The sequence below is a fragment of the Leifsonia araucanica genome (genome assembly GCF_051161895.1).
Classification (GTDB): Bacteria; Actinomycetota; Actinomycetes; order Actinomycetales; family Microbacteriaceae; genus Leifsonia.
This window is the reverse complement of sequence record NZ_JBMBTW010000002.1, coordinates 1,607,787-1,621,435: the sequence shown is the minus strand read 5'-3', so window position 1 is coordinate 1,621,435 and position 13,649 is coordinate 1,607,787. Positions and strand designations below refer to the sequence as shown.

Below are 13,649 nucleotides of genomic sequence, written 5' to 3'. Positions count from 1 at the left end.
CGCCCTTCCCAGCTGGGTCAGTCTGCGGGGCGGAGGCCAGTGACGCTGGAGAGCGGGAGCGTGCGCTCGATGTCCGCGGCGCGGTCGCGGCCCCGGAGGCGCCCGCCGCCCACGCCGGTCGGCTCCAGCAGGTAGTCCACCACGCGGCCGTCGGGCATCGTCACCTCGACCACCACCAGCTGCCTGCCCCGGATGGCCAGGTCGAGCTGCCGGGTCAGCCACTGCTCTCCCGTGCTCTCGTCGGCGGTGTCGTCCGCCTCGCGCAGGCGGGCGACGAGTGCCGCCTCCTGGTCGGCGCGCTCGACGGCCCGGGGATGCGCGACCCTCTGCCTGCGCAGCGCCTCCACGTTCCCATCCGCGTCCTCCGCGGCCACCGGATACCGGGCGTCGCTGATCGCCCAGAACACCACATCCCGGGCGAACCGGCTCTCCAGCCTGTCCTCCGCCGCCCGCACGAGCCCGAGCGCGCTGAGCGACTGGTCGACCTGGATGGTGGTCAGCAGCGTCGCATCGGATGACACCACCGCCGACCGCATCCGCCCGTCGTCGCCGAGGGAGCGCACGCGCACGCGGCCGTACCGTTCGGCCGCATCCCGCACCAGATAGTCGAGCGGCTGGGGCACCCCGGTCAGCGAGATCTCCGCGAGGAACGCGTGGATGCTCTCCGCCGTCTCACCCGCGGTGATCGCGCGGTCGATGGTGGCGGCCGACACCCGGAACGTGGATGCGAGCGCCCTGCTCTCGACGTCGGCCATGCCGCGCAGCCGTCCGTCGATCGCCGGTTCGAGCGGGCCGGGGGCGACGATGGTGAGGTCGTGCTGCAGGTAGACCTTGTCCACCTCCGCGGGGAACAGCTCGCGCACGGTGTCGGCCGCGGCATCCGGGCCGTCCTCGACCAGGGCGCAACCGGCGCTGCTCGGCGCCTGGTGCGCCGTCACGCCGAGCCACTCCGCGTCGCGCGTGTACGCCGCGACGCGCTCCTCGGCCAGCTCGCGGCCGGCGGGGTACAGCCACGCGACGTACTCGCGCAGGCTCTCGCCCCAGGCCGCCCTGCTGCGTCCGGAGAGGATGCGGCGAAGGTCATCGGGCAGGGCATCCTGCCACGCGGCGGCGAGAGCGCGCCAGCGGTCGGCGGTGGGGGAGTGCTGCCAGTCGGTGGCGGCCTCCGTCGGCAGCCAGACGGCGTCCTCCAGCGCGACGAGGCCGGCGCGGGATGCGACGGAGAACACGGTGGGGACCACCGACACGTCCACGGCCAGGGCCCCGGCGATGCGCTTGCTCGCAGGCAGGGCGAGGCCGCCCTTCTGCAGCTCGCGCGCGCCCTCGCGGAAGAGTTCGGCGATCAGCTCGGAGACGGCGGTGACGGCGTCGAAGGCGCGCTCGGCGGCCAGCCGGTCCGTGAACCGGCGCTCGGTGTCCGGAACGGCGGCCAGCGCGGGCGGCGCCGGCTCGGCGAGGAGCGCATCCGGTGACGGCAGGCCGAGGCCGGGCCAGGCGGCCAGCTGCGCCGTGACGGCCTCGTACGCCGAGAACGCGCCGGAGTCCGGATGGGCGAGGATGAGGCCGGAGACGGCGTCCAGCGCCTCCTGGGCGGCATCGGCGTCGATGCCGGGGGTGGCGGCTGCGCCGGACAGCGCTGCAGCGACCTGGGACGCATCCATCGGGGTGGATGCGCGACCGAGCGTCACCAGGACGGCCAGCCTCGTGCGGTCGAGCCCGGACAGCGCGCGCTGCACGGAGTCCCGGTCGAGGAGGGCGTCTGCGAGGTCGAAGAAGTCGGAGACGCCCGCGCGGCGGATGGTCCGCTCGCGCAGGACGCGGACGATGGACTCGTCCGGCATCGCCCGCAGGCGGGCTGCCAGGGCGAGCGTGTTCGTCATGGGCGCTGGTCCAGCCCTGCCGTCCGCCGGCCTACCGCTTGTCCGTGCGGGTCGCAGCCTTCGCCGCTTTGCTGCGCTGACGCCCGGTGATGACGATGAGCACGATCACCAGGACGAAGGAAACGGACAGGCCGATCATCGGCAGGACGAACACCACGGGCCAGATGCCCTGGCCGGAACCCTGCTCCGGCATTCCGCCGAGAGCGGAGCCGATCAGGACGGCTGCGATGCAGACCAAAGAGATGATCACGAGTGCCGCAATGATGTACGACAGGATGCGCTGGAGGCGGCTTGCCGCCTGTGGGGTCTGCTGGGTCACGAAATCAAGGATAATTGAGGTTGGTCATACGATCCCCCATGTGAAATGAGGTTCCCATGCCAACCGGCAAGGTCAAGTTCTACGACGACGAGAAAGGCTTCGGCTTCATCAGCTCCGATGACGGCCAAGAAGTCTTCCTGCACGCCTCCGCCCTGCCGGCAGGTGCCGTCGTGAAAGCGGGAACCCGCCTCGAGTTCGGCATCGCCGACGGCAAGCGCGGCGCCCAGGCACTGTCGGTGCGCGTCCTCGACGCCCCGCCCAGCCTCGTGAAGATGAGCCGCAAGTCCGCGGACGACATGGCGATCATCGTCGAAGACCTCGTGAAGCTGCTCGACGGCATCGGCGCGAACCTCAAGCGGGGCAAGTACCCGGACAAGGCGCACGGCGCGAAGATCGCCGCCGTGCTGCGCCGGGTTGCGGACGACCTGGATGCCTGACACCGAGAACGAGAACGAGACGGACGTCGACGCGACCACCGAGTCTTCGGAGGTCGCGTCGGCGCCGGTCGAGGACGCTCCCGTCTGGACCGTCCCGGACGACGTGCTCCTCGCATCCGTCGCCCAGGCACTGGATGCGCTGAAGGAGATCACGCCGGCGGCCACCATCGGCGCGCCCGCCGGCCACATCGTGGAGGGGGAGCACGTGCTCTCCCTGCTGTTCGAGTGCACCATGTCCGGGTATCCGGGCTGGCACTGGACGGTCACGTTGTCGCGCATCGACGACGAGTCCGCACCGAGCGTGCTCGAGGCGGAGCTGATGCCGGGCGAGCGCGCCCTGCTGGCGCCCGACTGGGTGCCGTGGTCGGAGCGGCTCGCGGAGTACCAGGCCTCCCAGGAGGCCATCGCGGCGGCGGAGGCCGACGCGGGCGACGACGATGACGAGGCGGACGACGAGCTCGACGTCAACGACGACGACGAGACGGACGACGACTTCGAAGACGAGGACGAGGACGGCGAGCACGACGTGCACGACCTGCACCCGGACGACCTCGACGGCGTCGACATCGAGAGCGCGGACGAGTCGTACGAGGACGCGGACGACGCCGACGACTCAGACGTCGCCGACGACTCAGCGGCGTTTGACGGTGAGGTATCCGAGGCCGACGAGGCCGAGTCCGAGACCGACGATGACGGTCCAGAGCCACCAGCCGTCTCCGGAGGCGCTCAGCTGACGGAAGAAGACCAGCGTCACGACGAGGGCGACCAGCCACAGGCCTAGCCCGACGAGCACGGCCTTCCTGTCGTCCGTCTTCACGGGGACAGGATCAGGCCGTCGCTCGTCGTCGCGGAGCCAGAGGCGCACGGTGTCTGCCGCTCAGCCCAGCTGGCCGACGACGTACTCGATGCAGCCGATCAGGGCGCGGACGTCGTCCGGCTCGATGGCCGTGAACGTCGCGACGCGCAGCTGGTTGCGGCCGAGCTTGCGGTACGGCTCCGTGTCGACCACGCCGTTGGCGCGCAGGATCTTGGCGACGGCGGATGCGTCGACCGCGTCGTCGAAGTCGATCGTGACGACGACCTGCGAGCGGTGCGCGGGATCGGCGACGAACGGCGTCGCGTAGTCCACGCCCTCCGCCCAGCTGTAGAGCGCATTCGAGGACTCCGCCGTGCGGGCGTCTGCCCAGGCGAGACCGCCGTTGTCGTTCATCCACTGGATCTGGTTCTCGAGCAGCACCAGGGTGGAGACGGCCGGGGTGTTCAGCGTCTGGTTGAGACGCGAGTTGTCGATCGCGTTCTTGATGCTGAGGAACTCCGGGATGTACCTGTCGCTCGCCGCGATCCGCTCGACCCGCTCGATGGCTGCGGGGGAGAAGAGGGCGAGCCAGAGGCCGCCGTCCGACGCGAAGTTCTTCTGCGGGGCGAAGTAGTAGATGTCCGACTCCGCTGCGTCGATGTCGACGCCGCCCGCCGCGCTGGTCGCGTCGATCACCGTGAGGGCGCCGTCGTCACCGTGCACGCGCTTCACGGGCGCCATGACGCCGGTGGAGGTCTCGTTGTGCGGCCAGGCGTACACGTCGATGCCCGCAGCCGCCTGCGCCTCGCTGCGCGAACCCGCAGGGGCGTCGATGACCTGGGGCGCATCCAGCCACGGCGTCTTCGCGGCGGCGGCGAACTTGCCGCCGAACTCGCCGAAGACGAGGTTCTGGCTGCGCTTCTCGATCAGGGAGAACGCCGCGGCGTCCCAGAACGCGGTCGAGCCGCCGTTGCCGAGGACGACCTCGTAGCCGTCCGGGAGGCGGAACAGCTCGCCGAGCCCGTCGCGCACGCGGCCGACGAGGTTCTTGATCGGAGCCTGGCGGTGCGAGGTGCCGAGAAGCTGCGCTCCGGCACCGGCGAGGTAGGACACCTGCTCCTGGCGGACCTTGGATGGGCCGCATCCGAATCGTCCGTCGGCGGGCAGCAGATCAGTGGGAATCGTCACATCCGGCATATCCAGAGTCTATTGGCTGTTGGAACCCCTGTCGGTCGACTCCTGCCGTGGCTACAGCCCGCTGTCACCGGCACCAAGTAGGCTCTACTGGACATACGCGTGACAACAGCTGGAGGGTTGATGACCGACCTGATCGATACGACCGAGATGTACCTTCGCACCATCCTGGAATTGGAAGAGGACAACATCGTCCCGCTGCGTGCGCGCATCTCGGAGCGTCTCGGCCACTCAGGCCCGACCGTCTCCCAGACCGTCGGCCGCATGGAACGGGACGGCCTCGTCGTTGTCTCCGGCGACCGCCACCTCGAACTCACCGACGACGGGCGCCGCAAGGCCGTCCACGTGATGCGCAAGCACCGCCTGGCCGAGCGCCTGCTCAGCGACGTGATCGAGCTCGAGTGGGAGTACGTGCACGAAGAGGCCTGCCGCTGGGAGCACGTGATGAGCGAGCAGGTCGAGCGCAAGCTGCTCACCATGCTCGGGCACCCGACCGAGTCGCCGTACGGCAACCCCATCCCCGGCCTCGACGAGCTGGGCGACATCGAGTCGCCCACCACCGAGGGCCTCACCAACCTCGTGGATGTCGTCGTGGGCAACAGTTCGGGGGTTTCTGCCAGGATCAAGCGCCTCGGAGAGCCGGCCCAGGTCGACCCCGAGCTGCTGCTGCAGCTCAAGCAGGCCGGCGTTTTTCCGGGCTCGACCGGCACATTCACTCCGGCCGGCTCCTACGTCGCCGTGCAGATCGACGGCTACGAGAACGGGCTGGAACTCCCGAACGAACTCGCAGCGCACATCTTCGTCGAGGCCTGATTTCCGTTACCGACTTGTTAAAATATCGGCAAAAGGATGTGACAAAGCGGGGGTCGTCCCGTAGTCTCTAACGAGTCCGACGGGCCAGAAGCCGGCCACAGGACCCGAACCGGGACGCTCCACCCCCCACTCCTGTCTCCTGGTTCGCGAAGCCAAGCTATAAGCATCCGGGACGGGGCAGCTACCTAGTGCTGTTGGAGCGCAGGAGGTTCAAACCTTGGCACTATTAGGTACACCCGGCTCTGAAGAGCGCCCCGCAAACCCGAATAGCTCGACCCCCGCACCCTCCGACCTCGCGTCCCGCCGCTCCGTGCGCCGCGCGCCGGTGCGGCAGACGGCCGTCGAGCCCACCACCGGAACCGCGTTCCGGAAGCCCGCGGACAAGAAGACGAGCAAGAAGGTCAAAGGCGGCGTGATCAACGTCGCCGTCATGACCCTCGCCGCCGGTCTCATCGCCACGATGGCGATCCCCGCATACGCGTTCAACCCGCAAGGTGCAGACACCGCGCAGTTCAAGAGCAGCGCCGTGGACAGCATGAAGAAGGCCCAGCCGCAGAGCGTCGAGGTCCCGCAGACCGTCGCAGCGGCAGCCGTCGCCCGCGACGCGGCCACCGCCACGAGCGAGCAGGAGCTGTCGGCAGCCAAGGCGGCCAAGGCCGCTGAGCTGGCCCGCCAGCAGGCCGCCGTCTCGTTCGCGAGCTACGCCAGCTACTCCGGCCCGTCGGTCACCGACTTCCTGGCCAACCCGCCGTACCCCAGCTTCAGCCTCCCGCAGGTGTTCTCGGTCGCGCAGCAGTACATCGGAACCCCGTACGTCTTCGGCGGCTCGACGCCCGCCGGCTTCGACTGCTCGGGCTACGTCATGTACGTCTACGCCCAGTTCGGGATCTCCCTGCCGCACTCGGTCTCCGGCCAGGCGGCGATGGGCAAGCGCATCTCGATCGCGGACGCCCAGCCGGGCGACCTGGTCATCATGCCCGGCCACGACGGCTTCTACGCCGGAAACGGCAACATCATGGATGCGCCGGACACTGGCCGCTCCATCTCCATCCGCCCCATCTGGACGAGCGACTACTACATCGTCCGCCTGGGCATCTGACACCTCGTTTCGACCGGGTCCTGAGGCTTCCAGGACTCGAACGGAACGTGAACTCCGCGTAACGCGGACAGCGAGCGGCGCGCCACGAATATGTGGTGCGCCGTTTCTGCGTTACTCTGATCCCCTGAAACCGTGAATGTCCACGCGTTGGATGTTCGCACCGCGAGAGATCCGGGAGTGCGATGGCCGAGCCGCGCAGGGTGACTTCCTGGCTAGAGCGCGGCCGTTTCGCGGGAGCGGGCGCCGCATCTCCTGCCGCCGCATCCGCTGTGGCCGCATCCACTCTCGCCGTCGACGAGCTGATAGCCCGCCACCACGACTTCCTCGCCTGTCGTCACCACACTGTGGCCTGCCGCCGCCCCTTCGTGGCCTGCCGCCACCATGCCGCCGTTTCACTGGGCGCTGTCCGCACGGACAGTGCCTTTTTTGTTTTCCAGGAAGGTCCACGATGAAGACACTGGTCCTCAATGCCGGCTACGAGCCCCTGGCCGTCGTCTCCTTCAAACGCGCCATCGTGCTCGTGATGAACCAGAAAGCCACGGTCCTGTCGATCGACCAGGCCCACCCGGTCTGGGGCATCTCCGCCAGCTACGAGCGCCCGTCGGTCATCCTCCTCACCCGCTACGTCCGCATCCCGCGCGGCCGTGCGGTCCCGGTGAGCCGCCGCGGCGTCCTCCGCCGGGATGCGCACCGCTGCGCATACTGCGGAAAGTCGGCCACCACGATCGACCACGTCCTCCCACGCTCCCGCGGAGGAGCCGACAGCTGGGAAAACCTCGTCGCCTGCTGCCTCCGCTGCAACAACGTCAAAGGCAACCACACCCCCGCCGAGATGAACTGGACCCTCGCCTTCACCCCGCGCGTGCCCCACGACGCCTCCTGGGTGGTGCGCGGCACCGAGGTCGCCCAGCCCGACTGGAGCGACTACCTCGCCCCAGCAGCCTGACGCGCCGCCCGCCCGTTTCGCGCTCGATCGCGGCCCCCGGTAGAGTGGTGCGGGTCAGCCTCTGTAGCTCAATGGAAGAGCTGCTCCGTCCTAAGGAGAAGGTTGGGGGTTCGAGTCCCTCCAGGGGCACCAGCGGATCGCGTGCAATGGGCCGTCAGAGCCTACAAGACGCCGAAACGCGTCGGCGGTCTTGACGGTCGGCCCTATCGTGGTGGGTGTGCCGGACCGACCCTACACCCGCTGGCACTTGCACGTCTTCGAATAGTCTCGAATCGCTGAACAGCCCTGGGAGGCTGTCACCTGTTTTGGCGGGTTCGGGCGTCTCACCCAGGTTGCTAGCCTCGCTGAGGAGGTGACGCATGGGCAAAGGGTTCGCAGTCGTCGATCTAGAGACGACCGGTCTGTTTCCCACAAAGCACGATCGCATCGTGGAAATCGGGATCGTATTGGTGTCGCCGGAGGGCGAGATCGAGGCTCGGCATGAGACTCTCGTGAACCCGAATCGCGACATGGGTCCGCAGCACATTCACGGAATCACGGCCGCCGCAGCAGCCCGCGCACCCCTGTTCGAGCAGATCGCCCCGAACGTCGCCGACCTCCTGGATGACCGCGTCCCGGTCGCGCACAATGCATCGTTTGACTCGAGGTTCCTCGCCTTTCAGATGGCTCAGGCGGGTCTGCGAGTGGCCGAGCCGGAGCGATGGCTCTGCACTATGCGCATGAGCGAAGGCGTCTCCGGCTACCGTCGATTGGCTGAATGCTGTACGGCAGTCGGAGTGGAGCTGGCTAATGCGCACAGCGCCGCCGGGGACGCGCTCGCCACGGCACAGCTCCTGGGTCTGTATATGAGAACCGTGTCGGATAGGCCGTACTGGGAGTCATGGCTTGCTTCGGCTGGACACTACGGCCCCTTCACAGTCGACCCGAGCGTTCGATGGACAGCTCGCACCGAGGTTTTCGAGCAGGACCACTCCTTCGTTGACCGACTCGTTGGCTCGCTCACCGCCACTCGCCTCGGAACGCAACTCAACGTCGACTACCTTGCCCTCCTCGATCGGGTACTCCTTGACCGGGTTGTCTCGGTGTCCGAAGCCTCGGCTCTCGAAGCACTCGCACAGGGTGTCGGGCTCACCCGTGATGATGTTCGGCTAGCGCACCGTGCATACTTCGATGGGCTCGTCGCGACGGCATGGGAGGACCATATCCTCACCGACGCCGAGTCCGCGGAGATCCGAAGCGTCGGCGAGATCCTCTCCATCGACGAAGACGTCGTCGCTACCTCGCTGGTCGCGGCACCCGCCGTACCCGCCCCGCTGGTGACAAGCGGCTTCCGACTCGAGCCGGGCGACATCGTCGTCCTCACCGGGGAGATGTCCAAGCCACGAGAGGCATGGGCGGAGATCCTCACGCGTCTCGGGCTCATCGTCAAGAACAACGTCGTCAAAAAGACCAAACTCCTCGTCGCCGCTGACCCCGATTCCCTCTCTGGGAAGGCCAAAATGGCGCGAGGTTATGGCGTAACCATCGTGAATGAGGCCGGCCTCAAGAAACTCCTAGACGTATAACTGACGCCCGAGACGCGACCTTCTCTGCGTGAGGCTCCGAGTGCTGGCGGAACTGCCGACGTCGGGCCTACGGTGATTCGTCGGACATGGATCCCTCGCTCTCGAGACTCGTGATCGGGATTAGTGGACTCCCGGCCTTTCCGCAGGTCCTATGCATCTCGCGAGGGCTTTCCTGGCCGCGCCACTTGATTACTTGAGCCATGCTTTGGACCTTGAGTGCATCCTGCTCTCGCGGGCGAACCTCGAGATTCGTGACTGTAGATCGGCGCTCGGACAGGCCGCCGCAATACGACGCGGTCACCAGAAGTGGGGATTACTGTTGAGTGACCCCCCTGAGAAAATAGACAGAATTCGCCGGAGAATTGCTGTAGTTTATGTTCGCTAACCAGCCAGGGGGACTATTTGCCGGACCCAACGCGCACGAGGACGTTATCGATTTACCTGCTTAAAGATGGTGTCGAGGGCAACGCTGCGCTAACTGACGACCATCACCTGGGTGATCCGATCGCTGATGCCACGATCCCCACAGGCTCAACTCTCTACCTGTTCGACGGCGCGGAGCGAGAGCCCTGGTGGAAGCAGTATTTTGGAGTTGCTCGACCGCTGAAGCAATCGAGTAAGGCTGCATTGCTGTTCCTCCCCGCAGGAGGGCGAACCTACGCCCTCTGCTTTGGTCACGTGGCACATAACCTCAGGGACGACGCGTACGAATACGACTTCGGACTCCGAATAACGCTCAATTGCGTCGATCCTACAAAGCTTAAGAACACAGACGTGGTTGAGCCCGGGGCCGCGCGGAGGCAGCGTACGCAGGTCTCTGTTGATTCCGACCTGACCTATTTCGACTTTGAGACGGATGCCACCGTCCTTCGGAGTCTCACTGGTGCGGTAAAGAACGAGCACGCCGGACTGATCAAGAACGTTACTGGATCGAGCAACCTCAGAATTGCAACGAAGACGCGGGTCGAAGACTTACCAAGGCTCTGCGAGAAATTGTTTGCGTTGTACACGAGCGATGACTACAAAGCGTCATTCCCAGAGGTACAGAACGTGACGCCCGTAAAGGATCCGCAGCAGGTTGCGATGCTCGACGAAATCCTAATTGGTAAGCTCAAGGATCGCTCCGATGAGCCGATGCTCGCAATTCCCGAGCTCGTCGAGTACAACGACAGTTTCTGGGTTTCGTTCGCCGGCGTAGGGAAGAGCTCGCTTCACCACGATGTATTTCTGGCGCGGTATTACGACTATCTCGAAAGCAATGGGACATCTGTCGCAACGCTCGATCGGGAAGCTCTAGACCGTCATCATCTAGTGATTCTCAACGACGATGAGACGCCACGGACACGTTTCAGGATCTACAAGTCGCTCATATTCACAGCAAGTCTCCCCGCCGCCGGAGCGACGTTCCACCTGATGGAAGGGAACTGGTTCCGTTTTGACGACGACTACATCGCGCGCCTAAATAAGGAGTTGGGTCGCGCGTTGGAGACTTCGATACTGCCTAGCTCTAAGCGAAACCTCGAGGGCGAATACAACATAGACGTCGCTGCTGAGATGCCCAATGCTGTCCTCCTTGACAAGAAGAACATGAGTCCATCCGGGCAGACTCAAGTAGAGCCGTGCGACGTACTTGTCAAGATCGATGGGCTAGCGGTATTCGTCCACGTGAAGTTCTCTACTGCTTCGGCGCAACTTAGCCACCTTTTCAACCAGGGGAGCAACGCTATGCAGCTGCTCAGATCAATTGACGAAGTCCGTCCAAAGCTCGAGGCCCTAGTCAGGAAGGAAGCATCTGCGCCCGAGGTTGCTGAAGATTTGATCGCGCTTATCGACCGGAACAACATCAAGGTGCACTACGCGATTGTTACGCACAAGAAGCCTGACGGTGGCGTTGAGAACTTGCCGCTGTTCTCGCGAATGAGCCTCCGAAGATCGCTCGCGACGTTCAAGTCTATGAGCGTCCCTGTCACGTTCGCCTTCGTGCCGAATGAAGCGCCGGATCGCAAGCCCACCAAGAAGACACGAAAGAAGAAGGCTGGCGAATCCTCCTAGCAGAGGCCCGGGACCCAGCAGGAACGTAGCCTCGAGGGAGCTGGGTCGACCCCTCGCGCTCGATGAGAACGCGTCGGTACTTGGGAGCCTCTCATTTCGACTCATCCAAGCCAGAGACCGGGAAAACCGGCAAACTAACCATGGGCCCTGACGGAAACGCGATTAGCCGCTATTCAATCGTTGCCGGACTGCAATGGTCTATACCGTCTTCCGGATACAGTCGAGCCGGCGCATCAAAGCCTCGGCACGACGACCCATTCGCGCTCGCTGCCTTCGCGCGGCTATGAAGTTCCCGTGGGTCGAAGTCGATCACCGAGTAAAGCTCGTCAGTGACATTATTTGGGTCGACACAATTGCGGCGACTTTGGCGCTCGACCGACCCAGTCCACGATCGAACGAGCTCCATGTGATCGCAGTCGAATCTAGTAGGTCAGGACGCGCGGAATTCTGCGGCATCTCGGCCCCTCGGTAGCTGCGTGTAGGGGTGGCGGCAGTTTTCGAGCCGCTCAAGGGACATCGCGAAGATGCGCTCATCCGGCCGGACCCATGACGCGTTTTCAAGCAACCCACCCGCTGCCCCACCCGCTCAATCCTGCGGCGGCCGCCGCTGGCGCTTCACGTCGGTGCGGTGCTTCTTCGCGTCCAGGCGTCGCTGCTTGGCGCCGCGGGTCGGGCGCGTGGGCCGGCGGGCGGGGGATGGCGGGCGCAGGGCATCGGCGACGAGGTCGGCAAGACGGGTGAGGGCGGCTTCGCGGTTGCGGAGTTGGGCACGGTGTTCGGAGGCTGCGATCGTCAGGGTTCCGTCGACGAGGCGGGTGCTGAGGCGGTCGAGGAGGCGCTCTCGCTGGACGGGGGTGAGGGCGGTGGAGTGGGCGACGTCCCAGACGAGTTCTGCGCGGGAGTCGGCGGTGTTCACGCCTTGGCCGCCGGGGCCGGAGGAGCGGGAGAAGCGCCAGGACAGCTCGGAGTCCGGGATGGTGAGGCCGGAGGTGACCCGGAGGCCGGGGCGGTGAGCGGCGGGCATGGGTCCATCATCCTCTTGTCCGACGGCGCCGTGCCGCTACGGGATGGGGCGGTAGCGCAGCGCGGAGACGCCGGAGCGGAAGTCCTGCCGCTCCACCAGTTCGAGGGGGATGTGCTCGCGCAGGCCCGAGAGCAAGGTCGGCCCGTGGCCGGCGAGGAGGGGCTGGACGACGAAGACGTACTCGTCGATCAGGCCGAGGTTCGCCAGCGCTAAGGGGAGCGTGACTCCACCGACGAAGAGGCCGCGGCCGGGTTCCTGTTTGAGGCGCGTGACCGCATCCCGGAGGTCGCCGGGCAGGAGCTCCGCGTTCCAGTCGACGTCGGTGAGCGTGCTCGACACGACGTATTTTGGCGCGCCGTCGATGGTTGAGGCGAAGGGGAGCTGCCAGTCGTCCATCCAGTCGGGCCAGGTGCCAGAGGCGGGCTTGCGCCAGGCGGACTCCATCATCTCGTAGGTGGTCCGGCCGAAGAGGAGGGCGTCGGCTCGCTGCAGCTCGGCCGTCCAGAAGCGCATCGACTCCTCGTCGGGCGGGAGGCCGGCCTCGTGGTGGCAGCAGCCGTCGAGCGTGACGTTGATGGCGTAGCGAAGTGGTCTCATCCTGTGCTCTCCCTTGATGCACGCCGGACGCCGGATACCGGGCACCGGTCCGCACCCAAACTACCGCCGGTGCCCGCTCCGGGATGTGGTGGGTTAGCATTTTCGAATGACGAAACCGGCACCGATCGACGATGTTCCGATCGACGGCGACGTCGTTCGGCTGGGGCAGTTCCTGAAATTCGCCGGGCTGCTCGACTCCGGCGGGGACGTCAAAGAGGCCATCATCGACGGGTTCGTGACCGTGAACGGTGAGGTCGACCGGCGCCGGGGACGGCAGCTGCACGTCGGTGACATCGTCGGGTTCGAAGGACGCAGGGTCCGCGTCAGCTCGTGACGGAGACACAGGATGCTCGGGCGCACGTCGTCGCGGTGAGCACGGACAGCGAGCACCGCTTCAGCAAGCGGGTGGTCGACCAGATCGTCCTCATCGAAGGGTGGGGCGTGGAAGGCGACGCCCACGCCGGGACCACCGTGCAGCACCGCTCCCGTGTCGCCCGGGATCCGTCGCAGCCGAACCTGCGGCAGGTGCACCTGATGCACGCCGAACTGTTCGACGAGGTCGCCGATGCCGGGTTCGAGGTCGCGCCCGGGCAGCTGGGGGAGAACGTTACGACGCGCGGAATCGATCTGCTCGGCCTGCCGACGGACACGCTGCTGCACCTCGGCGCCGACGCGTGCGTCCGCGTGACCGGGCTGCGGAACCCGTGCCAGCAGATCAACGGCTTCGAGCCGGGGCTGCTGCGCGAGGTGCTCGGGCGGGCCGAGGACGGTTCGGTCGAGCGGAAGGGCGGCGTGATGGGGGTCGTCGTTGCGGGAGGGACCGTTCGCCGGGGCGACACCATCCGGGTCGAGCTCCCGTCGGGCGAGCACACCCCGCTCAGTCCGGTATGACAACTCGAAACCGCCCGGGCGGGATCGCGGGCCACG

General features: G+C 66.3%; 14 protein-coding genes, 1 tRNA gene and 1 pseudogene. 10 read left to right on the top strand and 6 right to left on the bottom strand.

Annotation, left to right across the window (positions count from 1 at the left end; translation table 11 throughout):
* Positions 1-17: 17 nt before the first annotated feature.
* Both ACN6M5_RS07765 and ACN6M5_RS07760 read right to left on the bottom strand, forming a co-directional pair.
* The gene (locus ACN6M5_RS07765) at positions 18-1,880 is read right to left on the bottom strand and encodes a helicase-associated domain-containing protein (protein ID WP_434949159.1); all 1,863 of its coding nucleotides are present in this window, start codon (positions 1,878-1,880) and stop codon (positions 18-20) included.
* A gap of 31 nt (positions 1,881-1,911) precedes the next feature.
* Entirely contained in the window at positions 1,912-2,199 is a 288-nt protein-coding gene (locus ACN6M5_RS07760; protein WP_085370735.1) for a hypothetical protein, read from the bottom strand.
* A gap of 56 nt (positions 2,200-2,255) precedes the next feature.
* On the opposite strand from ACN6M5_RS07760, the gene ACN6M5_RS07755 reads away from it, so the two are divergent.
* Positions 2,256-2,636 carry a cold-shock protein gene (locus ACN6M5_RS07755; RefSeq protein WP_085370734.1) on the top strand — a complete coding sequence of 127 codons (381 nt, stop codon included), beginning with the start codon at positions 2,256-2,258 and terminating at the stop codon, positions 2,634-2,636.
* A pseudogene (locus ACN6M5_RS07750) lies at positions 2,629-3,117 on the top strand (DUF3027 domain-containing protein); the annotation flags it as partial. The gene ACN6M5_RS07755 and the pseudogene ACN6M5_RS07750, both read left to right, overlap by 8 nt.
* Positions 3,118-3,267: 150 nt before the next feature.
* On the opposite strand, the gene ACN6M5_RS07745 reads toward ACN6M5_RS07750, so the two are convergent.
* Together ACN6M5_RS07745 and serC are read right to left on the bottom strand one after the other, a co-directional pair.
* Positions 3,268-3,390, bottom strand: a complete 123-nt coding sequence (locus ACN6M5_RS07745; RefSeq protein WP_434952349.1) for a hypothetical protein — start codon at positions 3,388-3,390, stop codon at positions 3,268-3,270.
* 123 nt (positions 3,391-3,513) lie between these two features.
* On the bottom strand, positions 3,514-4,629 hold the full coding sequence (gene serC / locus ACN6M5_RS07740; protein ID WP_434949158.1) for a phosphoserine transaminase: 1,116 nt from the start codon (positions 4,627-4,629) through the stop codon (positions 3,514-3,516).
* Between the two features lie 120 nt (positions 4,630-4,749).
* On the opposite strand from serC, the gene ACN6M5_RS07735 reads away from it, so the two are divergent.
* From ACN6M5_RS07735 to ACN6M5_RS07710, 6 genes are all read left to right on the top strand, one after another.
* Positions 4,750-5,439, top strand: coding sequence for an iron-dependent transcriptional repressor DtxR (locus ACN6M5_RS07735; RefSeq protein ID WP_085370731.1), 690 nt, complete (start codon positions 4,750-4,752; stop codon positions 5,437-5,439).
* Positions 5,440-5,749: 310 nt separating this feature from the next.
* Positions 5,750-6,538 carry a C40 family peptidase gene (locus tag ACN6M5_RS07730; protein ID WP_247597116.1) on the top strand — a complete coding sequence of 263 codons (789 nt, stop codon included), beginning with the start codon at positions 5,750-5,752 and terminating at the stop codon, positions 6,536-6,538.
* 448 nt (positions 6,539-6,986) lie between these two features.
* Complete coding sequence (locus ACN6M5_RS07725) at positions 6,987-7,484, top strand: HNH endonuclease (protein WP_085370730.1); 498 nt, start codon at positions 6,987-6,989, stop codon at positions 7,482-7,484.
* A 57-nt stretch (positions 7,485-7,541) separates the two neighbouring features.
* Positions 7,542-7,616, top strand: a tRNA-Arg gene (locus tag ACN6M5_RS07720).
* Positions 7,617-7,843: 227 nt separating this feature from the next.
* Entirely contained in the window at positions 7,844-9,049 is a 1,206-nt protein-coding gene (locus tag ACN6M5_RS07715; protein ID WP_434949157.1) for an exonuclease domain-containing protein, read from the top strand.
* A gap of 402 nt (positions 9,050-9,451) precedes the next feature.
* On the top strand, positions 9,452-11,101 hold the full coding sequence (locus ACN6M5_RS07710) for a DUF6119 family protein (RefSeq protein WP_434949156.1): 1,650 nt from the start codon (positions 9,452-9,454) through the stop codon (positions 11,099-11,101).
* Between the two features lie 586 nt (positions 11,102-11,687).
* On the opposite strand, the gene arfB is transcribed toward ACN6M5_RS07710, so the two are convergent.
* Both arfB and ACN6M5_RS07700 read right to left on the bottom strand, forming a co-directional pair.
* On the bottom strand, positions 11,688-12,125 hold the full coding sequence (gene arfB, locus ACN6M5_RS07705; RefSeq protein WP_434949155.1) for an alternative ribosome rescue aminoacyl-tRNA hydrolase ArfB: 438 nt from the start codon (positions 12,123-12,125) through the stop codon (positions 11,688-11,690).
* Between the two features lie 36 nt (positions 12,126-12,161).
* Positions 12,162-12,722, bottom strand: coding sequence for a dihydrofolate reductase family protein (locus ACN6M5_RS07700; RefSeq protein ID WP_434949154.1), 561 nt, complete (start codon positions 12,720-12,722; stop codon positions 12,162-12,164).
* Between the two features lie 106 nt (positions 12,723-12,828).
* Here ACN6M5_RS07700 and ACN6M5_RS07695 point away from each other — a divergent pair, with 106 nt between their 5' ends.
* Together ACN6M5_RS07695 and ACN6M5_RS07690 are read left to right on the top strand one after the other, a co-directional pair.
* Positions 12,829-13,056: an RNA-binding S4 domain-containing protein gene (locus ACN6M5_RS07695; protein WP_434949153.1), complete on the top strand. Its 228-nt coding sequence runs from the start codon at positions 12,829-12,831 to the stop codon at positions 13,054-13,056.
* The gene (locus tag ACN6M5_RS07690; protein ID WP_434949152.1) at positions 13,053-13,613 is read left to right on the top strand and encodes an MOSC domain-containing protein; all 561 of its coding nucleotides are present in this window, start codon (positions 13,053-13,055) and stop codon (positions 13,611-13,613) included. Before ACN6M5_RS07695 ends, ACN6M5_RS07690 begins: the two co-directional genes overlap by 4 nt.
* Positions 13,614-13,649 lie beyond the last annotated feature (36 nt).